We start from the raw sequence: 23,221 nt of genomic DNA, 5'->3' as shown, positions 1-23,221 counted from the left end.
CTCCCCTTTGTGAAACTAGCTATGTGGTTGCCGCATCGTCGGTCGGGTCCTCAGGCGCGCGGCAGCAGTACTCCAGCCACAGGGCCGCAGCAACCAAAGCCACCCCCGCCAGCATCCCGACGATCGCGCCTGGGCTGTCGGCCGCCGCCGCGCGCAACGTGCCGCGTTGCGGGAAGACCCAGCACAGGAAGCCGAGCCAGATGCCAGCGGCGATCGAACCCACCTGCACCGACGCCTTGGCCAACGCTACGGCGCGGGCCGCGGTGATCGGATGCAGCTGGTGGCGGCCATCGCCGAGCTGATTGTCGTTGACCCTGGACCGGATCACGAAAGCGAGCACAGCCTCGATGGCGGCCACCGGATAGAGCGAGGCGCCCGCGAAGATCGAGATCGGCGGGAAATTGTCGTAGGCCACCCTGGTGGCGATCCACGCGACGAGCGCGGCGATGAGCACGGTCGCCACGAGATCGAGAACGCGGGTCGGCTTCAGTTTCACGACGCCGTGCCCGTCAGCGAGAACGCGGTGCGGCGCACCCCGGCGCGTTCGGCCGGATCGAGCCGCTCCAGCAGATCCGCGACGGCGTACGGCGTGCCGTCGAGCTCGAGCACCGCATCGGGCACCACATCCAGCCACGGCACCAGCACGAAGGCACGGCGGTGCGCCTGCGGGTGCGGCAGGATCAGATCCGGGTCGGTGCTGCGACAAGCCACGGGCTCGCCGTTGCGCAGTTCGGCGCACCACACCACGTCCACGTCGAGCGTGCGCGCCCCCCAGCGCACCTCGCGGACCCGCCCCGCGGCCTGCTCCAGCTCCTGGCCACGGCGCAGCCAGTCCGCGCAGCCGAATGCCGGATCCTCCATCAACACAGCGGCATTGAGGTAGTCCTCCTGAGGGACACCGCCCCAAGGCGCGGTCGAATACACCGCGGACACGGCCAGCACCCGGTGGCCGAACCCGTCCAGGACGCTCCGCAGGTGCGCGAGCCGGTCACCCAGATTCGAGCCGATGGACAGCACCGCACGAGTCATCGGCACGCCTCCGCGGCGCTCGGCTCGGTCCGCGGAAGGACCGAGCCCGGATTGCTTTCACTCATGCGGGGTGCTCCCCTCGGTGGCGCGAGGTGACCACCCGGACGTCGGCGAAGGTGTGTGGGATCGGCGCGGATGGCTTGTGCAGCACCACTTCGACCGAGCTGATCCGCGGATCGGTCATCACGTCGTCGGCGATCTCCGACACCACCGACTCGATGAGATTGCGCGGCGGGCCCTGGATGATCCGCACCGCGCGCTCGGCCAGCGCACCGTAGTCCACCGTGGCCGCCAAGTCGTCGGACGCCGCGGCGACCGCGAAATCCACCCACACCGTCAGATCGACCAGGAACTCCTGGCCATCGCGGCGTTCATGATCGAAAACCCCGTGGTGCCCGTAGGCGCGCAAGCCGCGCAACTCGATCCGGTCGGCGCCACGGCGGACCGGCGTGTTCCGCGACACGGCACCGGCTTCGGCATGGACCGGGGACTGGCTCATCGGTGAGCTCCTCGCGCACTCGGGCGGACGGTGTCGTGCTCTGCGGCGCGCTGCCGTGCGGCATTCTGCCACGCGTCGACGACGGCTATGGCATCCAGTGAGGCGCGCACGTCGTGCACGCGCACGCCCCACGCGCCGTGCAGCGCGGCAAGCGCCGAGATGGTCGCGGTGGCCGTCTCTCTGCCGTCCGGTGGACGCGGTCCAGCGTCGTCGGCGAGCAGCGCGCCGAGGAAACGCTTGCGTGAGGCCCCGATCAGGATCGGCAGTCCGTTCCCGACCAGTTCGGGTAGCGCACCGAGCAGGTCCCAGTTGTGTTCGGCGTTCTTCGCGAAGCCAAGACCTGGGTCGAGGATCAACCGGGCGGGATCGACTCCGGCGGCGACGGCCACGTCCACCTGCACGCTCAATTCGGCCAGCACCTCGGCGACCACGTCGTCGTAGTGGTCGGCGGGGCCGGTGTGCCGGTAGTCGGCGCCTGCCCGCCAGTGCATGAGAATCCACGGGACCCCGGCGGACGCGACCACCCGCACCATGTCGGGATCGGCGCGGCCACCGGAGACATCGTTCACCACCGAGACCCCGGCTTCGATCGCCGCCTCGGCTACCGCGGCGCGCATGGTGTCCACACTGGTCGGCACGCCCGCCGCGACCAGTCCACGGATGACGGGCGCAACCCGAGCCCCCTCGGTCGTCGCGTCGATACGGACCGCGCCCGGCCTGGTGGACTCGCCGCCGACATCGATGATGTCCGCGCCCGCGGCATACAGCCGGACGCCGTGGGCGATGGCCAGTTCGGGATCGAGATACCTGCCGCCATCGGAAAACGAATCGCTGGTGACGTTCACCACACCCATCACCACACAGGACCGACCGCCGCGCGCCCTGACACCTCCGGGCCCGATCATCTGGGCGTCCGTGACCGTTTGCCCGTCCTCAGCCCGCCTTGCGGTGTCTTCCCTCGTCGCTCCAGTCGCTGCGCTTTCGTCGCTCCCCAGTCCAGACACCGCCGGCCCGCTCACTTACGCAGAATGAGATCGAGCGCCTCGGCGCGCGAGGCGGCGTCGGACTGCAGTTGTCCGCGCACCGCGGACGTGGTGGTGCTCGCGCCCGGCTTGCGAATGCCGCGCATCGCCATGCACAGATGCTCGGCCTCGACCACCACGATGGCGCCGCGCGGGTCCAGCTTGCGCATCACCGCGTCGGCGATCTGGCTGGTCAGACGCTCCTGCACCTGGGGACGCTTGGCGTACAGGTCGACCAGCCTGGCCAGTTTCGACAAACCGGTGACCCGGCCGTGCAGCCCGGGGATGTAGCCGACGTGAGCGACGCCGTGGAACGACACCAGATGGTGCTCACACGTGGAGTACATCGGGATATCCCGGACCAGCACGAGTTCCTGGTGTCCCTCGTCGAACGTGGTGTTGAGCACCGAATCCGGCTCCACGTAGAGCCCGGCGAACGTCTCCCGGTACGCGCGCGCGACCCGGGCGGGCGTCTCCCGCAAGCCGGGCCGGTCCGGATCCTCGCCGACGGCGATCAACAATTCCCGCACCGCGGCTTCGGCGCGGGCCCGGTCGAACGACTTGCCGGTTTCCAGTGCGACCAGGCCGGGCTCGGTGATGCCGAGGTCGACACCGTCGTATTCAGCAGTATTCGACTCGGCTAGGACGTAGCCACCGCCGTGATTGTTGGCCGACAATCGAGGACACCTCCAAAATCTCGGGATGCCGGCAATTACTCGGCACCCCCGATGATCGAGCCTAATCGTCACCGGCCGCGGCGCGAGCGACAGGCCCGCGGCGCCGCCGATCAGCCCCTGCGGCGCGACCGACGGACCCGGGGACCGAAAGCCGCCCCGGTTTCAGTGTCGCCCGTTAGGTCCATCCCAATCGCCGTTCTCGCCGTCGCCGACCGGGTTGTTACGACGCGGCTCGTCATAGCCACCACGGTCGCCGTACCCGTCCCCGCCATAGCCGTCGTCGGGCCCGCCCCATGGCTGGTAGCCCTGCCGCGGCTGCTGGGGATCGCCCCACGCGCCGGGCTGACCCTGTTGCTGCGGCTCGTCCCGCGGCGGCCAACCGGGAGCCGACCAGCCCGCCGGAGCGCCGTAATCCGGCCGCGAGCCGTGCGTCCCCTGGCGCGGGTAGCCCGGAGCTGGCGTCTGTGGAAGCGGGTAGCCGGGCGCGGCCGGGCGGCCGTACTGCGGCGGCGCGCCGTACCCACCATCGTGCGGCGGGTAACCGTTGGCACCCTGCGGCTCGCGCTGCGCGGACGCGGCTACCGGCTTCACCAAGGGCTCCGGGGGCCACGACTCGCCGCGCTCGGCGGCCAGTTCGCCCGGGGTCTTCACCGGCGGCTTGTCCGACGGCACGCGATCGCCGAAATCGTTGAACGCGGTGATCCGCGGGCGCTTGTGCACCGAGGCGAGGATCTGCTCGAGATCCTTGCGGTGCAAGGTCTCCCGCTCCAGCAGCGCGGTGGCCAGATCGTCGAGCACGTCACGGTACTCGTTGAGGATGGCCCAGGCCTCGGTGTGCGCGGCCTCGATCAGGTTGCGCACCTCCTCGTCGATCGCGCCGGCCACCTCGTGCGAGTATTCCGAACCCATGCCCATCGAGCGGCCCAGGAACGGATCGCCCTGTTCCTGGCCGTACCGGACCGCGCCGAGCCGGGCGCTCATGCCGTACTCGGTGACCATCGCGCGAGCGATCTTGGTGGCCTGGTCGATGTCGGAGGACGCACCGGTGGTCGGCTCGTGGAACACCAGTTCCTCGGCCGCGCGGCCGCCCATCGCCATGACCAGGCGGGCGATCATCTCCGAGCGGGTCATCAGGCCCTTGTCGTCCTCGGGCACCGTCATGGCGTGGCCACCGGTGCGGCCGCGCGCGAGGATGGTGACCTTGTACACCGGTTCGATGTCCGGCATCGCCCAGGCGGCGAGGGTGTGACCGCCCTCGTGGTAGGCGGTGATCTTCTTCTCGTGCTCGCTGATGATCCGGCTCTTGCGGCGCGGGCCGCCGATCACGCGGTCGACCGATTCCTCCAGCGAGTCGCCGGTGATCATCGCGCCGTTCTCGCGGGCGGTGAGCAACGCGGCCTCGTTGATCACGTTGGCCAGGTCCGCGCCGGACATGCCGACGGTGCGCTTGGCGAGGCCGTCCAGGTCGGCGTCCGGCGAGATCGGCTTGCCCTGCGAGTGCACCCGCAGGATGGCGCGGCGACCGGCGAGATCGGGGTTGCCGACCGGGATCTGCCGGTCGAAACGGCCCGGACGCAGCAGCGCGGGGTCGAGGATGTCGGGACGGTTGGTCGCCGCGATCAGGATGATGCCGGTGCGGTCACCGAAGCCGTCCATCTCGACCAGCAGCTGGTTCAGGGTCTGCTCGCGCTCATCGTGACCACCGCCGAGGCCGGCGCCACGCTGGCGGCCGACCGCGTCGATCTCGTCGACGAAGATGATGCAGGGGCTGTTCTGCTTGGCCTGTTCGAACAAGTCGCGCACTCGGGAGGCGCCGACGCCGACGAACATCTCCACGAAGTCCGAGCCGGAGATGGTGAAGAACGGCACACCAGCCTCGCCAGCGACCGCGCGGGCCAGCAGGGTCTTACCGGTGCCGGGCGGGCCGTAGAGCAGCACGCCCTTGGGGATCTTGGCGCCGAGGGCCTGGTAGCGGACCGGGTTCTGCAGGAAGTCCTTGATCTCGTAGAGCTCTTCGACCGCCTCGTCGGCACCGGCCACGTCGGCGAACGTGGTCTTGGGCATGTCCTTGGACAGCTGCTTGGCCTTCGATTTGCCGAAGCCCATCATGCCGCCGCGCCCACCGCCCTGCATGCGGGCCATCACGAAGATGAACAGGCCGAGCAGGATCACCATCGGCAGCACGAACAGCAGGATCTGGGTGAACCAGCTCTCCTGCTTGACCACGGTGTTGTAGTTCGCGCCGGAGTTCTTCACGGCGTCGAAGATCTGCGCGGAGGTCTCGCTGCCGCCCGGATACTTCGCGATGATCTTGTTTTGGCCGCTGGTCGCGTCGTTGCCGTTCTTCAGCTCGATGCGCAGCTGCTGCTCGCGGTCGTCGATCTGAATGTTCTGAACGTTGCTTTTGTCCTCGAGCTGGCTCAGGGCAACCGATGTATCGACGCTCTTCCAGCCCCGCGTGTCGTTGCCGAAGTAGCTGAACGCATAGATCACGAGCAGGATGCCCGAGACTATGGCCAGGGTGCGAAACACAGTCTTGCGGTTCATAGAGCGTCGGCCGGGGCGGCCAGTCCTTTCCGGTGTCTCCGGTTCTTGCCTAGCGATGCGTCTGGCGCGTCCGGTTCCGCGGGGGTTCGGATGCGGACATGCCACGTTACCGCGTACGGTCTACTCGATACATCGCGCAGTTCGGCTGCAGGTGCAGCTAAAGAGGTCAACGGCCGGAGACCGACGGTGGTTCCCGATGTCTACGGTTCGGCTTCCTCCAAGTGGCAACAATCATGGCATGTTCGGCCTATCGTGAGCGACGACACAACACGCGGCGCGGGCGACGGGCACGGAGGCGGTAGCTTGCGTAACCACGAAGGGCACCCGGAGTACCACCCATCAGACACAGCGGCGCGAGCGACGGGCACGTCAGCGGTAGCTCGCGTAACCACCAAGCCCCCCGGGAGCGCCGCGAATCGGACAAGAACGCAGGGGGTATGGACATAGTCGAGTTACGGACACCTACAGCGATACTGCGTCACGGCCGCGGCAGGCTGATAGTTCTGCGGCCCGGATCCGACGGCGAGCGTGTACTCGACGTTCCCGTCTCGGACCTGCTCAAGGTCCGGCTGAACCGGCGCGCGGACGACGCGGTGGTCATCGAGATCTACCTGCGATACCCGACGCCCGTGCTCACCGGCGTGCCCGCGGACCGCACTCCACTGCCGGTACTGATCGCCGAGCACGACGTTCCCGCGGCCACCGAGATCGTCGACCGGATCAACGCCCACATTCTGGCCACCCAGCGCATCGACGTGGCCGCACCCGATCTGCGTCCACCCACACCCACCTGGGGCCGAAGCGGCCCGACCCGCGCGGACGTGGACCGGGCGGCCGGCAGGATGACGCCGCGCCGCGAGGCCAAACCGGCCATAGCGGCTCTGCATCGTTACGTGACGCCTGACGAGTATGTACTGGAGACCGCCGTCGCGGTCGCGCATCCGCCTGCGGGCACCGGGCTCGGCCTGCTCGCCGCGACGACGGAACGGCTGTTGTTCATCGCCATCGGCGAGCCGCGGTACGCGTACGAACTGCCCATCCCCACGGTCATCTGGGCGCGGAACACCGACACTCCCCCGGTCGGCCCCGGCGAGATCGGCCCGGTGCGCGGCACGACGGGCATGGACGTGCACGACGGCAACCGGACGCTGCGTTTCGCGGGCACCGAGCGTGCCGACACCGAGCGGGTCACCTGCGCGGTGAACTTCGCGGTGCGCCGCGAATCCGCGGACGGCGCCAGCGGGTCCGCGGATCCCGGTGTGGCCCAGCTGTATACGGAATGGGAGCTGCTGGTCGAGCGGCACTCCCTCGGCATGGTCGACGACGCGCAGTTCCAGCGCTACGGCCGCGGCATCCTGCGCTCACTCCCCGACGGGAGCTGAGTTCAGCGCGACCCGCCGCCACGGGCTGGTCGGGCGCAGCCACAGCCGCAGCAACTCCATCCGGCGGTCGACGCCGCCGTTTTTCAGCTCGGCCAGGTCCTCGCAGGCCTGCCAATAGGTCCACCCGGTGAGATAGGCGTCCCCGAACTGGCGCCAGTTGCGGTACTTGCGCTGCGCGATCGGCAGGGCGCGACCAAGATAGCTCCAGGCCAGGTCGGCATCGAGGTAGCCGGCGGTGTAGGCCATCCTGGCCACCGCGACCACCCTGGCCAGATCCCAGGCGTGGATGTCGCTGGGCAGCGGCCTGGCCAGATGATCGGTGAAACCGATCTTGATCGCTTGCGACCAGATGTCGTAGTCCCGGACCAACGCCTCGGGGTTGTCCATGCCGCGGAACGCGCCGACCTGCCGCAGGAACGCCCGGTGCCGGTCGGCCCGCTCGCCGAAGCGGTCGCGCTCGCTGGCGTTGATCGAGGCCGTCACGAGCGGGTGCACCAAGGCGTAGAGCGGGGCGTGCATACCGTCCAGCAACTGTTCCATCGACGCTCGCGCCTCGGTTCCGTCGGTGATGCCCCACGCGCCGGTGAGCGTGTCGATGGCCAGCTCGCGCCGGTCACCGAGCGGATGGGCGCGTTCCGGCCCGAGCAGCAGCGCGTCGTGGAACGCGTCCCAGCGCGCGGAGTAGAAGGCGCCGAGAGCCAGCGCCCGCAGCTGGTCGTCGGAGATCGCGGCGCCGGACCAATGGTCTTCCTCCCGCTCGTCCAGCTCCGCGTACGGAAACGTCGTCAAGGTCGGTACACCGCGCGAAGACATGACCCGATTGTTCCCCATCCGTCACGGCGCGGGCCGGGTATTCGCGCTTCCGGTGTTCGTCGTCGCGTCGGGCCGCGACGCGTCCGTGGAGCGAATCGATCGCCGCTCGGTGTCTACTTGCCTGACGCAGGTCGTGGTCTGGGGCTAGTGTTCTCGCATGTGTAGAAACATCACCGTCCTGCGTGGTTTGGAACCTGCCGCAACCGAGCAGGAAATCTATGCCGCCGCACTGCAGTACGTGCGCAAGGTCGGTGGCGTGTCCGGCCTGAGCTCGACCACCAAACCGGCCGTCGACAAGGCCGTCGCGGCCATCGCAGCGGCGACCACCACCCTGCTCGCCGAGTTGCCCGACCGCAGGGTCGCGCCGCCCACCGAGCCACCGCTACGCCGCCTCGCGGCGCGCGAGGCCGCCGGCGAGTAAGTCCGGCCGGGTCAGGGCAGGGCGTCGACGCCGTAGATCGCGACGCAGACCAGCGCGATCTCCAGCGGCAAACGCCGCTCCTCGATCGTGAATCCCAGGAGGTGTTCGATCCGCTGCATGCGGTAGCGGACCGTGTTCTTGTGTACGCCGAGCAGTTTCGCCGTGGCCTCCGGGCTGCGGTGACTGCGCAGGTAGGCGTACAACGTTTCGCGCAGACGCGCGGCGTTCGCGTCCCTGGCCGCCAGCGCGCCCAGCTCACGCTGCACCAGCCCGCGCATGGCGGCGTCGTCGGCGCCAGCCAGATAGGCGATCTCCACCGCGCGATACCCGGTCACCCGCCCGTCCGTGGGCGCGCGCTCGGCGACATTCCGTGCGGCGACCGCCTCACGATGACTCTGCCGGAAGCCCGCGATCCCCCCGGCGGGTACCCCGAGCGCCACCCGCACCGGAGCCTCGACCTGAGCCGCCACCACCCGCTCCACCTCGCCCGGCGCGGCGAGTTCGGCGGCGCGTTCCGGGTCGTCCAACCCCGCCCAGGCCCACATCGCACTGGCGCCGGAGGGGACGGTGAGCACGCGACCGCTGCCGAGGGCGGCGGCCAGCCGGGCCGCGACCCGGTCCAGCATTCCGGTCGCCTCCCCGTCCCCGCCGCCGGGCTCTCCCGTGGGCTCGTCGGTCCACAGCAGGAAGGCCAGATGCTGCTGGGACAGCCGGTATCCCAGCCGCACCGACGCCTGCTCGACGTCCACGTCGTCGCCCTCGAGCACGGCGCGGACGGTCTCGGCGCGCCGGTTGAGCGCGGCGCGCAGGACCTGCTCGCGCTCTTCCATGTAGGTCTCGGTGAGTAATTCGACCGAGGTGCCCATCCATTTGGTGGCGCGCTCGAACAGCCGCAGCAGCACCACGCGCTCGATCTCCGGCGGCGCCTGCCGCTGCTCGACCACCTCGGTCATGTAGTCCAGCACCGCTTCCATGCCCACGTGGTAGACGCGCAGCAGCAACCGCAACGCGAATCCGCGCCTGGCCACGCTGCGCGCGAACGCGTGCGCCTCCTCCGGCAGCGAGAACTCGAAGGTGTCGCTGGTCAGGCGGCTGAGCACGATCCTGGCGTGTGCCCTGGTGCTCGCCGCCAGATCGCGGCGCATATCGCGATCGGCGAGTTCGGGGATGCGCGCGACGATGACGTCGTCGAGCCGGGTGACCAGGCGGTCGAGCGTCTCGCCGCGCATCGTCTCGTAGACGTAGTCGGCCAGCCAGTCCCGCACCTCGTCCGGATCGGGGCTCGGCCTGGTCGCGCGCGGCGATGGCGGAACGGTCATCACCGGCTCCTTCCCTCCGGACGAAATCGCGCAACAACTTGTGTTGGAGACACAAAACCACCAGCCAGCATTGACGAATGAGGCCAAGAAAGTCCCCACGAATTGTGTCACGATCATAGTTCAGTGGCCTGATTCACAGGCAGACCGCGGTTCAGCACAACGTCAGTGGGAGAACAGCTAGTGACCAACACCGAACCAGCGCCGGGCGCGACCGAGAAGGCCACGGCCAGGAAACCGCAGCCACGCACGAAAACCGCGAAGACCGGCGACACCCCGGCCGTCATCGAGGTGCGCAACCCCGGTACCGGTGCGGTCGTGGGCACGGTGCCGGAGGAGAGCCCGGACGCGGTCGCCGCGAAAGTTCGCGAGCTGCGGCTGTACCAGCCGGAATGGGAGGCGATCGGTCCGGACGGCCGCAAGGCGTGGCTGCTGAAGTTCCAGGATTGGCTGATCGACAACACCGACCGCCTGGCCACCGTGCTGCAGTCGGAGACCGCGAAGCCGCGGGTGGACGCCCTGATCGACCCGGGCTTCGCGACCGATCTGATCGGCTACTACGCGCGCCGCGCGGCCAAGTTCCTCGCCGACGACCACCCGTCACCGCACAGTCCGCTGGCCAGGGTCAAGCGACTGACCACGGTCTACCGGCCCTATCCGGTAGTCGGCGTGATCACGCCGTGGAACTTCCCGCTCGCCATGCCGGTGATGGACGTGTTTCCCGCGCTCGCCGCCGGTGCGGCCGTCATCCTGAAGCCGTCCGAGGTGACTCCGCTGTCGGCGCTCGAACTGGCCAAGGGCTGGGCGGAAATCGGCGCTCCGCCGGTCTTCGCGGTGGTCACGGGCTCGGGCGGGACCGGGGCCGCCGTTGTCGGCAACGCCGACTACATCCAGTTCACCGGCTCCACCGCCACCGGCCGCAAGATCGCCGCCGCCTGCGTGGAGCGGATGATCCCCTACAGCCTCGAGCTCGGCGGCAAGGACCCGGCCATCGTCCTGGCCGACGCGGACCTCGATCGCGCGGCGCACGGCATCGCCTTCGGCGGCATGTTCAACTCCGGCCAGGTCTGCATCTCGGTGGAGCGGGTGTATGTCGAGGCGCCGGTCTACGACGAGTTCGTCGCCAAGCTGACCGCCAACGTCAAGGCGCTGCGCCAGGGTCTGGACAGACGCGACGCGAAGTACGACGTGGGTGCGCTGGCCAACGAGAACCAGGTAGCCATCGTGCAGCGCCACGTCGACGAGGCCGTCGCGGCGGGCGCGAAGGTGCTGACCGGCGGCAAGCGGGCCGGGTTCGGCACCGCGTTCGAGCCGACCGTGCTCGTCGACGTCGACCACACCATGTCCTGCGTCACCGAGGAGACCTTCGGCCCGACGCTGCCGGTGATGAAGGTGGCCGACGAGGCGGAGGCGATCCGGCTGGCCAACGACTCGGTCTATGGGCTGTCGGCGTCGGTGTGGACGGGCGACAAAGAGCGCGGCGCGCGGATCGCCCGGCAACTCGAAGCGGGTGCGGTCAACATCAACGATGTGTTCGCCAACCTGTTCAGCTATGCGCTACCGATGGGCGGCTGGGGCTTGTCCGGGTTCGGGGCCCGCTGGGGCGGGGCGAACGGTGTGCGCAAGTACTGCCGTCAGCAGGCGATCACCACACCGATCTTGCCGACTCAGCAGAAGGAGCTTTTCTGGTACCCGTATTCGATGCCGAAGCTCCTGTTCGCGCTCGGCGCCATGCGCGCGGCGGGTGCGCGCGGTCTGCGCCGCCTCGACCTGCCCGCCCTCTTGAAGCTGAAGGGTGACGACAAGTGATCGATGCGAAGCAGATCCGCGGCAAGGTCGTCGTGATCACCGGGGGCGCCCGCGGCATCGGACTGGCCACGGCCACCACGCTGCAGGCCCTCGGCGCGCAGATCGCCATCGGCGATATCGACGAGGCCGCGGTAAAAGAAGCCGGCTCGGCGCGTGGGTTCGAGCTCTACGGCAAGCTCGACGTGACCGATCAGAACTCGTTCGAGAGTTTCCTCGACGACGTGCAGCGCACCCTCGGCCCGGTCGACGTGCTGATCAACAACGCTGGCATCATGCCGACCGGCAAGCTGGTGGACGAGCCGGACCAGGTGACCCGCCGAATCCTGGACATCAACGTCTACGGCGTGATTCTCGGCTCCAAACTCGGCCTGCGCCGGATGCTGCCGCGCGGGCGCGGGCACATCATCAACATCGCCTCGCTGGCGGGCGAGACGCACATTCCGGGCCTGGCCACCTACAACGCCAGTAAGCACGCCGTGCTGGGGTTCACCGATACCTTGCGCGAGGAGTACCGGGGTACCGGCCTGCACTTCTCCTCGGTCCTGCCCACGCTGACCAATACCGAACTGGGCGCAGGCGTCACGGCGCCGGTCCTCCTGCGTGCGGCCGAGCCGGAGGAAATCGCCGACGCCATCGCCGAGTTGATCGTCGCACCGAAGTCCAAGGTCAGAGTGACCGCGCTGGCCGGTTTCGTCGCCCAGGTGGTCGGGCTGCTGCCCGAGAAGCTCGGTGACAGCATCGGCCGCGCGCTCGGCTCCGGACACGCGTTCCTGGACGACCTCGATGCCGAGAAGCGCAAAGCGTATGAGGAGCGCGCCCGCGGAGTGTGATCGTCGCCAGGCCGCGGCGCCGCCGTCCCGGATTCATCCGGAGGGCGGCGCCGCGATGCGTTCGGGCACACCGCCGGCGCGTACGGATTGGTGCCACAAACAATGTGTGATGAAAATCACCAGAGCGATCGATTACACGTCCTGGGCGTTCGATGGCAAATGCGCAGCCGGTCATCGGCAACTCTTTGGGTGTCCACAATCCGCTATCGGCACCACCGATATCCTCGCATCAATGCTGGTCAAACGCCCAACTGCGGGTTTCGGGTCGGATAGCTCGGCGCATGCCGAGGATTGGCCAACTGCCTAGTGCGGAGCACCATGACAAGCAATATGCTGTCTCTAACAAACCTGCCGACTGTTTCGGCGCCCGTATCCGGACTTTTCGGCCTGATAAGGCTGGAAATTCAGGACTGATTCTGATAGCAAGGGGCTATGGACCCGCATTTGCGCGACCTGCGGTATTTCGTCGCCGTCGCTGAGGAACTGCACTTCACCAACGCCGCTCAGCGGCTGCACATCGCTCAACCCACCCTGTCGCGTCAGATCCGTCAGCTGGAACGCCAGCTCGACGTGGTCTTGTTCGACCGCAACCAGCGCAGTGTCGCGCTGACCGTCGCGGGCAAGGAGCTGCTCGAAGGCGCCCGCAAGATCCTGGAGCTCTGGGAAGTCACCAACGTCTCGCTGCAGGAGGCGGGCGAGGTGCTGCGCGTCGGCATTCAGTCCGCGCTCGGCCGCGGCCTGCTCAGCGATCTGGAGAGCGCGAGCGGCCACCGCCTCGCACTGCACGCCGCGTCCTGGACCGATCCGTCCAGCGGACTCGCGGGACGTCAGGCCGACCTCGCCCTGGTCTGGCTTCCGCTACCCGACCCGAGCCGTTACCGCTGGCAGGTGCTGCGCACCGAGCCGCGCTGGGTGCTGCTCCCGGAGAACCACCCGCTGGCGGTCTCGGAGACCATCGAATTCGCCGATCTGCTCGATGAGCCGTTCGTCGCGCTGCCCACCGAAGCCGGTGCCGTGCGCGACTTCTGGCTCGGCAACGAGGGCCGTGGCGGCCGCGCGCCGAAGATCGGCGCCGAGGCCGCGACTCCGGAGGACCGGCTGGAGGCGGTGAGCCTCGGCCTCGGCGTCTGCCTGCTCGCGGAGAACAACGTGCCGATGTACCGCTGGCCCGGCCTCACCGCGCGCCCCGTCTCCGGGCTCGCGCCGTGTGAGCTCGCCGTGGCGTGGCGGGCCGACGACAACCGGCCGACCATCCTGGAGTTCGCCGGCCGCGCCGTCGACGGCGGCTTCGCCGCGCAGCAATCCCCGGTCAGCGTCTGAACGGCGTCGCGGCTGAGGGCGCGGTGCGCTGCCAGGGGTGCCGGGTCTCCAGCTGCGCGGCCAGTCGCAACAGGGTGGATTCACTGCCGGGCGGACCGGCCAGCTGTGCCGCTACGGGAGTCCCCGACAACGGATGCATGCCCATCGGCACGGAGGCGGCGGGCCAGCCGACCAGATTCCACAGCGGGGTGAAAGGTGTGAACCGCGCGCCGGCGAGCAGAGTGGCCGGTCGACCGCGGGAGTGCCAGGCCCGCGCCTTTGGTGGCGGGGCGGCGAGCGTGGGTGTGATCACCACGTCGTATCGGTCGAAGAATTCCAGTAGTCGCGCCTCGACCCGGTCGATCTGGCCTGGGCGCACGAGCCGCAACTGGTGCACCGCCCGGCCGAGGGCCAGTTGGTGCCGGGTGCGACCCGATAGTCGAGCGGACTGGGGTGGGGCGGGGGCGTCGCGCGCCCCCACGGCTAGCCAGCGTAGGAAGACCGCGAATAGGGCGTTGCCGTAGGGCACGGTGGCGGTTTCGACGAGATGGCCTGCCGCCGCTGCGACCGAAGCGGCTCTGCGGGCGGCTGCGGTCCAATGCCGGTCGACCTGCACCAGGCGCGACGGTGGATCCACGGCCAGCCCGATGCGTAGTCGGCCGGGTGGGTCCACCTCGGCTAGATTCGGCCGCGCGGCCAGCACGGACAGCGCCAATGCCGCGTCCTGCACCGTCGTCGCCAGCACGCCGTTTTCGACCAGGCCCGGCCAACCGCCCGCCCCGGCAGCGGTGTAGCACCCGGGCTTGATCCCGAAGACCCCGCAGCAAGCCGCGGCGACGCGCACCGAACCGAGGCCGTCACTGCCGTGCGCCAACGGCACAAGCCCTGCCGCGACCGCCGCACCGGCCGATCCGCCCGCGTCACGCGTGGCGTTCCATGGGTTGTGCACAACGCGATCCGAAGCATCCCCCGGATTGCAATGGTCCTGCTCGTCTCCTGCGCCGAGCCCGACGACGACGGCGCCCGCGCCGCGCAGCCGGGCGGCAACGGGATGCCCAGCCACCGCCTCCCACAGCACGGGCTCGCCCGCGATCGACGCGCCCTGTTCGATCGCGACGGGCACACCGGCCAGCGGCAGCACGTCGAGGTCGTCCCGCTCCTCCAGCGCGGCGGCCTCGGCCATGGCCCGCTCGGCGCGAAGAAGGTGCAGCGGGTTCGATTCCCGGTCCACCGCCGCGATCCGAGTCGCTGTCTCGGCCATCACCCGGCTGGGGAGCAGCACGCCGTCCCGCACACCCGCCGCGATCGTCGCGGCGGTGTCGGGCCGGGAATCGGGCTCGACGTCTCGATCGCGCCCGGAGCGCGTATCCGTGGCGGCGGACAGTAGCTGAGCGACCACCTCGGCGGTCCTGCCATTGCGAATCGTTGTTCGCGGCGCGGCTGTTCTCGTCGAGATCGAGCCGTCCGCCATTACCGCGGCATCGTCAGACATGTGCTGGTCATCCCCCGTCGCGTCGTTGTCGAAATCGGGTGATCCGCTGTTGAGCCGCAAGTTATCATTTCGAATACGGCGCGGGGGATGATGGTGTCGGGTGTGGCGGAAATTTTTGTCATGCCGGAGCCGAGTGCCAGCGAGGTGCAGGCATGAGTACGAACTCTGAGAGAACGTCCGATTCCGACGCAGGTGTGGCCCCCGGTGCGGGTTACGGCCACCTCTCGCATGCCGAATCCACCGCGGTAGCGGCCTTCTCGGCGGCCTGGGAATCCACTCGACGCCCCCCGGCGATCGCCGAGTACCTGCCCGACGCGACCACCTTGCGCCGTGAGGCATTGGTCGAGCTGATCCGCGTCGATTTGCGCCATCGCTGGCTGCGCCGGCCCTCGGCGGGCAAGGGCACCGCGCCGGAACCAGCCGCACATAAACGCCTGGCCGATTACTGCGCCGAATTTCCCGAACTCACTCCCGGGGAAATCCCGGCCGGTCTGGTGTACGAGGAGTTCGTCATCCGCCGCCACAGCGGGGAACGGGTCGATCCGCGAGATTGTCTGCGCGAATATCCGCATCAGGCGGAGGAACTGCGCGCATTGTTGAACGCCGACGAGGTGGACCAGAGCACCCGGCGCGCGGTGCTGGAGGATTCCACCCGGACCGCCTTCGCGCGCACCCGCTCCGATCTCGACGACACCGCATTGAACCAAACCGTCGCGGCCACTCGTGGTTCTGAGGTGACCAGAACGACCGCCGCCGATCTGACGGGCACGGCCACCGCCGTTCCCACGACGATCGGGACCGGGCCGGCCCGGGTGAACGCGCTCGACCGCATCGAAATCGGTCAGCGGATCGATGATTTCGATCTGCTGACCGGTTTGGGCAGCGGTGCGTTCGCCCGGGTCTTCCTCGCGCGGCAGCGCTCGCTGCAACGACTGGTCGCGGTCAAGATCTCCGCTGATCACGGCACCGAGCCGCAAACACTGGCCCAGCTCGACCACGACTACATCGTGCGGGTCTTCGACCAGCGGCTGCTCGATGACGCCGAGGGCCCCGGGCGTCGGCTGCGGCTGCTCTACATGCAGTTCCTGCCCGGTGGCACGCTGCTCAGCGTCCTGCGCCGGGTGCGGGCCACTCCGCCTGCCGAGCGCAGCGGAAAGCTGCTGCTGGACGCCGTCGACGCGGCCATGGAGGAGAAGGGTGAGATCCGTCCGACCGACTCCAGCGTGCGGGCCGAGATCGCGGCGCTGAGCTGGCCGGAGACGGTGGCCTGGCTCGGACGCAGACTGGCCGAGGCGCTGGACTACGCCTCTTCGCACGGCGTGCTGCACCGCGACGTGAAACCGGCCAACGTGCTGCTCACCGCCGAAGGGGTGCCGAAGCTGGCCGACTTCAACATCAGCTTCAGCCGCAATGTCGAGGGCACCAGCCCGGTCGCCTACTTCGGCGGCTCACTGGCGTACATGTCGCCGGAACAGCTGGAAGCCTGTCATCCCGGCTTCCATCGCGGCGCCGCCGACCTGGACACCCGCGCCGACATCTACTCGCTCGGCGTGGTGCTCTGGGAACTGCTTACCGGGGCCAAGCCGTTCGACGACAGCACGGCGGGCGCGGGCGCCCAAGGCGACGACACCACCCTGGAAGCCATGCTGGAGCGTCGCAGCACTGGCGTGGACGCCGCGGCGCTGGACCGAGTTCCGCCCGACTGTCCGGCCGCACTGCGCCGCGTGCTGCTGACCTGTCTGGCGCCGGAGCGGGCGATGCGCTGGTCCAGCGGCACGGTCCTGGCCAGGCAGCTGGAGATGTGCCAGGATGCCCGCGCACGGGAACTGGTCGACCCCGCGCCGAACAGCTGGCGGCGGCGGCTGCGCCCGTACTTCGTACTGATCGCGCTGCTGTCGGTGGCACTGCCGAATGTGCTCGCCTCGCTGTACAACATCCAGCACAACCAGCAGCTGATCATCAGCCGGATGACCGCGGATGCTCAGCAGACTTTCCTCATCATCACGAGCGTGGTGAACTCGATCTTCTTCCCGTGCGGAATCGCGCTCGTGCTGTACATGTCCAGATATGTGGTGAAAGTGCCGCGTGGTCTACGCAAAGGACGACGATACGACCCGGCGACACTGCGGCGAGCCAGACGGGACTCGCTGCTGATGGGAGACCGTGCTGTCGCCGTGGCGTTCTCGCTGTGGGTTATGGCGGGCGCCATTTTCCCGATCGCGCTGCAGCTGTCCACCGGGGATATTGCGGCACCGGCCGTGGTGCACTTCTTCTCCTCGCTGGTGGTGTGTGGTGCGATCGCGGTCGCCTATCCGTTCTTCCTGCTGACCTTCTACATGGTGCGGTGCATCTATCCGTTGTTCCTGCGGCACGGGGACATCAGTCCCGAGGACGCGGTATGGCTGCGGGGGCTGGACCGGCGCTGCAACTTGTACCTCGCCGTGGCCGCGTCGGTGCCGCTGCTCGCGGTCGCCGGGGTGACGTTCCTCCCCGCCACCGACATCCCTGCGGTGATCTTCGCGGTCCGGCTGCTGTGCGTTGGCGGCATAATCGCGTTCGTGGGCACCTATCTGCTGTTCCGTGCGCTGGAGGCGGACCTGCGGGCGCTGGAGCGCGTGGTCGATCCGGAATCCGCCGTAGCCGGCTCGCTCCCCGAGGACGTCGAAGCGGACGCGGCGGAGACCGCCAGGTGACCTCCTCGCGCACCGACGCCGTCGCCCGGTTCGCCACCGCATGGCAACGCAGCCTCCATGGCGATCGGTTGCCGCCGCGGATCTCCGACTATGTGCCCGACGGCACGCAGGTGCGCCTGGCCTTGCTCACCGATCTGGTGCGGGTCGATCTGCGGCGGCGCTGGCAACGCGAAGGGCTCGGCAAGCGAGTAGCCGAGTACCGCGAAGAATTCCCCGAAGTGGACGGCAGCCCCGACCTCGTCGAGCTCGTGTGCGAGGAGTTTCTGGCGCGCCGCAGACGTGCGCCACTGCCGCTGCCGGACTTTCTCGCCGAGTATCCGGACCTGGCCGACAAGGTCCGCGAACGCCTCGCCGACTTCGCCGCCGACGACGAGGCGGAGGTCGACACCGCCGAGTCGAGCGAAGCCGCCGCCGCGCTGGCCGATCTCACCCCCGGCCTGCGGATCGATGACTTCGACCTGCTCACGGACCTGGGTGCCGGCCTGCTCGGCCGTGTCTTCCTGGCCAGGCAGCGATCCATGCAACGGCTTGTCGCCGTGCGGTTCTCGGCCGGACGGGCGGGCGTACCGCACACGATGGCCCAGCTCGACCACGCCCACATCGTGCGCGTCTTCGACCAGCGGGTGCTCAGCGCCGACGCCGCACGCACCCTGACCGTTCCCCACCCAACCACGCGCGACCATCCCATCGCCGTCACACCCGACGCGGGAACCGCCATCGCCGAGCCACGGCCCGACCTCGACACGACTGTCGCCGCGCCCTTCGATCTGGATGTCTCGATCGCCGGTCCCCCTGCGGGCTTGGAAGAAATCGGCCCTGCCGACCATGTCCGAGACGCGACCGTCGCCGCACCGCACGTGCCCGACGCTGATGCCACCATCGCCGCACCGACCGTGTCCGACCCGGATGCCACCGTCGCCGCACCGCGCGTGTCCGGCGGGAATACCACCAGCGCGGAGCCGCGGCCTGATCACGACGCCACGATCGCCGAGCCTCATGGTTCCGATGCAATCACCGGCGAGCCAGCTGGTCGGGCAGCAATCCGTCCTCCCGGCCAGGACGACGCGCCCGCCGCCGAACCCGGCACGACCGGTACCGAGCAATCCAGCACGGACGGCGCGGCCGTCACCGGGCAACTCGGTGACGACGCGACGATCGCCAACGAACTCCGCACCCGTCGTCTACGCGACAACGGCGCGGAACTCCCCGCCCAGCAAGGCGAAGCATCCACCGAATCGGCGGAAGGCACCGCCGTACTCGCACACCCCGATGTGACGCTCGTCGACGGATCGATCGAGCCCGAGGCGACGCTCGTCAGCCCGCCGGACCGCACCACCGCCGCATCTGCGGCGCTCACCTCCACCGAGTCGGATGCCCGTACGGTCGCAACCGCCGCCCTCCCCCGTCTCGTCTACATGCAGTACCTCCCCGGCGGCACCGCGGTCGGCGTGCTCGAGCAACGTCGTCGCGGACCGGTGGCCGACGGCGGCGCGCTGCTGCTGCGCGCGGTGGACAGCGCCATGGAGGCCAAGGGCGAGAGCAGGCCGTCGGATTCGAGTGTGCGGGCCGAGATCGCGCGGCTGAGCTGGCCGGAGACCGTAGCGTGGGTGGGCAGGCGGCTGGCCGACGCGCTGGACTACGCCGCGCACCACGGCGTGCTGCACCACGACATCAAACCGGCGAACGTTCTGTTCACCGCCGAGGGCATCCCGAAACTCGCGGATTTCGCCCTCGGCGAGTCGGGACCGCGCGCGAACGGGGCGTCGGAGGCCGCCGTCGCGACGGATTCGCTGGCCTACCGCTCGCCCGAGCAGTTGGCGCGCTACCTCGATCCCGCCGCGCCCGCACCGGGCGACAGCAGCGACGTGTTTTCCCTCGGAGTGCTGCTATGGGAGATGCTCACGGGGGCGAGTCCGTTCGATGACCCACCGCTCGCCGAATCCGGCCCGACCGCGGAAACCTACGCGGAAATGCTCGCGGTGCGCCGGCGTGGCGTCTCGGCGGTGGCGCTTTCGCGCGTGCCGGAGGGAACACCGGCCACACTGCGCCGCGTGCTGCTGGAATGCCTGCACGCGGACCCGAAGCGCCGCTGGCGCAGCGGCGCGGAACTCGCCGGTCAACTCGACCTCTGCCTGGACGCACGCGCACGTGACCTGGTGGATCCCGCGCCGGACAGCCTCGCCTACCGGGCCCGCGGCTGGCTGCTCCCGATCGCGACGCTGTGCATCGGCGTGCCCAACGTACTCGCGAGCTTCTACAACATCCAGCTGAACCAGACCCTGATCATCGACCGGATGTCCGCGACCGACCAGGAGAAATTCGCCGCGGTCGGCTTGATCAACAACCTGATCGCGTTTCCGGTGGCCGCGCTGCTGTTGCTGTTCCTCACCCGGCGTCCCCTCGCCCTGGCGTACCGTCTCAGACGCGGGCACGAGTACTCCGCGAGCACGCTCGCGAAAGCGCGTCGCGACACGCTGCTGATGGGCGACTGGGCGGTATGGGTGCCGTTCGGCTTCTGGCTGCTCGCGGGCATAATCTGGCCGCTTGGCCTGGCATTCTCTGGCGTCGATCTGCCGCCGAAGACCTTCTTGCATTTCTTCGCCGCCCAGGTGGTGTGCGCGGCGATAGCGCTGGCCTATCCGTTCTTCCCGATCATGGTGTACTCGCTGCGCTCGATCTATCCACAGTTGCTGGTGCGCGGAGGGATCGGTCCTGGCGACGAGCACCAGCTCCGGGCCTTGGCCAAGCGCGGCAATTTCTACCTCGGCGTCGCGGCGTCGGTTCCGCTGCTCGGTGTGGCGAGCGCGACCTTCGTCAACGCCGCCGACCTGGGTTCGGTGATCGTTCCGGTGCGCGTGCTGAGCGTGGGTGGCATTCTGGCCTTCGTGCTGACCTACCGGTTGTTCCGGCTCCTCGAGTCCGACCTGCTCGCCGTGGCCAGGGCGATTCCACAGCGAACGCGATGACCGCACCGCGGCCGCTGGGTCGGTTGATGAGTCTGTCGCATGTGCACGATCCGGCCACCACGCCGCTGTACCCGGACGATCCGGAATTCCGCACCGACATCGTGGCCACCATCGCGAACGACGGCTACTACCTGCGCTACATCCAGCAGGGCGAACACACCGGAACCCACTGGGGCGCGCCGATCCACTTCGCCGCCGACGGACTCGCCGCGGACGAGCTGGACCTGGACGACCTACTGCTGCCCGCCGTGAAGATCGACCTCAGGCAGCGGTGCGCGAACGATCGCGACTACGCGATCACGGTCGACGACCTGCGACAGTGGGAAGGGAAGCACGGCCGGATTCCGGACGGAGCCGCGGTGATCGCCTGGACCGGCTGGGACGCGAAGTGGGGTACACCGGAGTTCATCGGCACCGGCGAATCGGCCGGCCACCAACCGGGTTTCGGGGTGGAGACCGTGGAATGGCTGTTGCGCACCGGCAGGCTCGGCCACCGCGGCGCGCTCGGCATCGACACGTTCGGCCCAGACGTGGGCACCGATGACACCTACGCGGTGTCGAAGCTGCTCTACGGCGAGCATCGGATCAGCTTGGAATGCCTGGCGAACCTCGCCGAGCTGCCCGCCTCAGGGGCATGGGTGCTGGTGGGCGGTCCGCTCTATCGCGACGGATCCGGTTCCCCCGCAACTATTTTCGGCATCCTGCCGAGGTAGCGGTCAGCCCCCGTAGACCTTCGGGTCCAGGGTGCCGATGTAGGGCAGGTCCCGGTAGCGCTCCGCGTAGTCGAGACCGTAGCCGACGACGAATTCGTTCGGGATGTCGAAGCCGACGTGCGCGACGTCCACGTGCGTGCGTAGCGCGTCGGGCTTGCGTAGCAACGTGACCACCTCGAGCGACGCGGGATTACGGGTGGACAGGTTGCGCTTGAGCCAGGACAGGGTGAGCCCGGAGTCGATGATGTCCTCGACGATCAGGACGTTGCGGCCGGCGATGTCCTTGTCCAGGTCCTTCATGATGCGCACCACGCCGGAGGACGAGGTGGACGACCCGTAGGACGAGACCGCCATGAACTCCATCTGAGTCGGGATCGGCAGCGCCTTGGCCAGGTCGGTCATGAAGAAGATCGCGCCCTTGAGCACGCCGACCAGCAGCAGATCGCCCTCGGAGGCATCGGCGGGATAGCGCTTGGCGATCAGGTCGGCCAGCTCCTGGGTCTTGGCGGCGATCTGTTCCTCGGTGATCAGCACCGACGCGATATCGTCCCCGTACACGTCAGCTGGATTCCCTTCCGTGGTGGTAAAGCTCGATGGGCCGGTGGGAGTGATGCGTCATCGCCTCCGATGGTCATCCTCGCCCAGCCGCAGTGTCAGCCTGCCATGTTCGCGCCCGGCGACCAACCTGCTTCCGGGCCTTCCTCCGCCGACGGCGACACCGCCCTGTCCACGCCAAGCGGTCACCAACTCGTCGACGGCCTGTAAATGCTTGTTGGTCAGGGCTTTCGCACCGCCCGCCAGCAGCCATGCCCGAATTGCCCGTTTACGCAGGGCCGCGGGCGCAGTGGCGAGGGTCTCGATCACGAGCGCTCGCCCATCACTCGCGGTGTGCAGCAGTTCCGCGGCGAGCGCGTCCAGCACCGCGCCGTCTTCGCGCAGCTGCTCGGCCGTGCGGGCCAGCGCCGGGGCCACTCCGCCGCCGAGAATCTGCTCCAGCAGCGGCAATACTTCGGTGCGCAGGCGAACCCGGGTGAACTCCGGCGCCACGTTGTGCGGGTCGTCGTGTGGCGTCACCCCCAGGTCGGCGCACACCTGCCGGGTCGTCTCCCTCCGCACACCGAGCAGCGGCCGCCCCCACGGCTCGGCACACGCGGCCATGCCCTGAATCGAGCGGCCACCCGATCCGCGCGCGAGCCCGAGCAGCACGGTTTCGGCCTGGTCGTCGAGCGTGTGACCGAGCAGCACCGGCAGATCGTTGCGCGCCAGGTCCAGTGCGGCGTATCGAGCCCGGCGAGCCGCCGCCTCCACCCCTCCCTCGGTGCCGACCTCGACCGCGAGCACCCGCGCGGACCGACATCCGAGCGCGAGCGCCTGGGCCGCCGCCTCGGCGGCGACCGCACCGGATCCGGGCTGCAACCGGTGATCGACCACCAGCGCGTCGACCGCGTTCGTCTCCACCACGGCCGCCGCGGTGAGCGCCAGCGAATCCGCGCCGCCGGACAGCGCCACCGCGACCGCTTGCTCCTGGTTCTCGCCCGGACCGAACCGGCTCAGCCACTCCCGCACCGCCCTGCGGACGGCGAGCACGGCGGCGGTCTCGGGCAGGCGCCGCGCACCGGCGGCATCGGGCGCAGATGAGCCCCCAGACCCGGCCTCCGAACCGAAGCGGCCGGGTGTGGTTCCTGGCGCACGCCCCATGCGCGCAGCCTACCG

Annotated in this window: 20 protein-coding genes; 9 read left to right on the top strand and 11 right to left on the bottom strand. The window is 69.1% G+C overall.

The features are described from left to right. Positions 1-19: 19 nt before the first annotated feature. From ACWPXK_RS04680 to ftsH, 6 genes are all read right to left on the bottom strand, one after another. The gene (locus tag ACWPXK_RS04680) at positions 20-490 is read right to left on the bottom strand and encodes a DUF3180 domain-containing protein (protein ID WP_454195449.1); all 471 of its coding nucleotides are present in this window, start codon (positions 488-490) and stop codon (positions 20-22) included. Positions 491-492: 2 nt separating this feature from the next. Next, positions 493-1,029 carry a 2-amino-4-hydroxy-6-hydroxymethyldihydropteridine diphosphokinase gene (gene folK, locus ACWPXK_RS04675; protein WP_454194740.1) on the bottom strand — a complete coding sequence of 179 codons (537 nt, stop codon included), beginning with the start codon at positions 1,027-1,029 and terminating at the stop codon, positions 493-495. Between the two features lie 61 nt (positions 1,030-1,090). Then, positions 1,091-1,528, bottom strand: coding sequence for a dihydroneopterin aldolase (gene folB / locus ACWPXK_RS04670; protein ID WP_454194739.1), 438 nt, complete (start codon positions 1,526-1,528; stop codon positions 1,091-1,093). Next, positions 1,525-2,433, bottom strand: a complete 909-nt coding sequence (folP, locus tag ACWPXK_RS04665) for a dihydropteroate synthase (RefSeq protein ID WP_454194738.1) — start codon at positions 2,431-2,433, stop codon at positions 1,525-1,527. Before folP ends, folB begins: the two co-directional genes overlap by 4 nt. A gap of 110 nt (positions 2,434-2,543) precedes the next feature. Further along, the gene (gene folE / locus ACWPXK_RS04660; RefSeq protein WP_454195448.1) at positions 2,544-3,149 is read right to left on the bottom strand and encodes a GTP cyclohydrolase I FolE; all 606 of its coding nucleotides are present in this window, start codon (positions 3,147-3,149) and stop codon (positions 2,544-2,546) included. A 240-nt stretch (positions 3,150-3,389) separates the two neighbouring features. Next, positions 3,390-5,774 (bottom strand): ATP-dependent zinc metalloprotease FtsH, encoded by a 2,385-nt coding sequence (gene ftsH / locus ACWPXK_RS04655; protein WP_454194737.1) that lies wholly within the window; start codon positions 5,772-5,774, stop codon positions 3,390-3,392. Positions 5,775-6,211: 437 nt separating this feature from the next. On the opposite strand from ftsH, the gene ACWPXK_RS04650 reads away from it, so the two are divergent. Further along, complete coding sequence (locus tag ACWPXK_RS04650; protein WP_454194736.1) at positions 6,212-7,156, top strand: hypothetical protein; 945 nt, start codon at positions 6,212-6,214, stop codon at positions 7,154-7,156. Here ACWPXK_RS04650 and ACWPXK_RS04645 read toward each other — a convergent pair. Further along, positions 7,136-7,969, bottom strand: coding sequence for a DUF1266 domain-containing protein (locus tag ACWPXK_RS04645; protein WP_454194735.1), 834 nt, complete (start codon positions 7,967-7,969; stop codon positions 7,136-7,138). The two genes, ACWPXK_RS04650 and ACWPXK_RS04645, sit on opposite strands and share 21 nt — an antisense overlap. Here ACWPXK_RS04645 and ACWPXK_RS04640 point away from each other — a divergent pair. Both ACWPXK_RS04640 and ACWPXK_RS04635 read left to right on the top strand, forming a co-directional pair. After that, positions 7,968-8,117, top strand: coding sequence for a hypothetical protein (locus tag ACWPXK_RS04640; RefSeq protein ID WP_454194734.1), 150 nt, complete (start codon positions 7,968-7,970; stop codon positions 8,115-8,117). The genes ACWPXK_RS04645 and ACWPXK_RS04640 overlap by 2 nt on opposite strands. Before the next feature lie 9 nt (positions 8,118-8,126). Then, positions 8,127-8,390, top strand: coding sequence for a DUF2277 domain-containing protein (locus ACWPXK_RS04635; protein ID WP_454194733.1), 264 nt, complete (start codon positions 8,127-8,129; stop codon positions 8,388-8,390). Positions 8,391-8,401: 11 nt separating this feature from the next. Here ACWPXK_RS04635 and ACWPXK_RS04630 read toward each other — a convergent pair whose 3' ends face one another. After that, on the bottom strand, positions 8,402-9,709 hold the full coding sequence (locus ACWPXK_RS04630) for a PucR family transcriptional regulator (RefSeq protein ID WP_454194732.1): 1,308 nt from the start codon (positions 9,707-9,709) through the stop codon (positions 8,402-8,404). A gap of 180 nt (positions 9,710-9,889) precedes the next feature. Here ACWPXK_RS04630 and ACWPXK_RS04625 point away from each other — a divergent pair, with 180 nt between their 5' ends. The 3 genes from ACWPXK_RS04625 to ACWPXK_RS04615 all read left to right on the top strand — a co-directional run bounded on the left by ACWPXK_RS04625 (position 9,890) and on the right by ACWPXK_RS04615 (position 13,665). Then, positions 9,890-11,515 (top strand): aldehyde dehydrogenase family protein, encoded by a 1,626-nt coding sequence (locus ACWPXK_RS04625; protein WP_454194731.1) that lies wholly within the window; start codon positions 9,890-9,892, stop codon positions 11,513-11,515. Then, positions 11,512-12,345, top strand: a complete 834-nt coding sequence (locus ACWPXK_RS04620; protein WP_454194730.1) for an SDR family oxidoreductase — start codon at positions 11,512-11,514, stop codon at positions 12,343-12,345. Before ACWPXK_RS04625 ends, ACWPXK_RS04620 begins: the two co-directional genes overlap by 4 nt. 432 nt (positions 12,346-12,777) lie before the next feature. After that, on the top strand, positions 12,778-13,665 hold the full coding sequence (locus ACWPXK_RS04615; RefSeq protein WP_454194729.1) for a LysR family transcriptional regulator: 888 nt from the start codon (positions 12,778-12,780) through the stop codon (positions 13,663-13,665). Here ACWPXK_RS04615 and ACWPXK_RS04610 read toward each other — a convergent pair. Beyond that, positions 13,655-15,136 (bottom strand): amidase family protein, encoded by a 1,482-nt coding sequence (locus ACWPXK_RS04610; protein WP_454194728.1) that lies wholly within the window; start codon positions 15,134-15,136, stop codon positions 13,655-13,657. The two genes, ACWPXK_RS04615 and ACWPXK_RS04610, sit on opposite strands and share 11 nt — an antisense overlap. Before the next feature lie 152 nt (positions 15,137-15,288). Here ACWPXK_RS04610 and ACWPXK_RS04605 point away from each other — a divergent pair, with 152 nt between their 5' ends. The 3 genes from ACWPXK_RS04605 to ACWPXK_RS04595 are packed head-to-tail and all read left to right on the top strand — an operon-like array spanning position 15,289 to position 21,508. After that, entirely contained in the window at positions 15,289-17,829 is a 2,541-nt protein-coding gene (locus ACWPXK_RS04605; RefSeq protein WP_454194727.1) for a serine/threonine-protein kinase, read from the top strand. Further along, positions 17,826-20,795, top strand: a complete 2,970-nt coding sequence (locus ACWPXK_RS04600; RefSeq protein WP_454194726.1) for a protein kinase domain-containing protein — start codon at positions 17,826-17,828, stop codon at positions 20,793-20,795. Before ACWPXK_RS04605 ends, ACWPXK_RS04600 begins: the two co-directional genes overlap by 4 nt. After that, positions 20,792-21,508, top strand: coding sequence for a cyclase family protein (locus tag ACWPXK_RS04595; RefSeq protein ID WP_454194725.1), 717 nt, complete (start codon positions 20,792-20,794; stop codon positions 21,506-21,508). Before ACWPXK_RS04600 ends, ACWPXK_RS04595 begins: the two co-directional genes overlap by 4 nt. Positions 21,509-21,511: 3 nt before the next feature. On the opposite strand, the gene hpt is transcribed toward ACWPXK_RS04595, so the two are convergent. Further along, on the bottom strand, positions 21,512-22,066 hold the full coding sequence (gene hpt / locus ACWPXK_RS04590) for a hypoxanthine phosphoribosyltransferase (protein ID WP_454194724.1): 555 nt from the start codon (positions 22,064-22,066) through the stop codon (positions 21,512-21,514). Between the two features lie 57 nt (positions 22,067-22,123). Beyond that, the gene (gene tilS / locus ACWPXK_RS04585; RefSeq protein ID WP_454194723.1) at positions 22,124-23,206 is read right to left on the bottom strand and encodes a tRNA lysidine(34) synthetase TilS; all 1,083 of its coding nucleotides are present in this window, start codon (positions 23,204-23,206) and stop codon (positions 22,124-22,126) included. Positions 23,207-23,221: the final 15 nt, after the last annotated feature.

It is taken from the genome of Nocardia sp. Marseille-Q1738, assembly GCF_965283145.1.
Note: the sequence above shows the minus strand (reverse complement) of the source record. Positions and strands in the feature narration are given on the sequence as shown.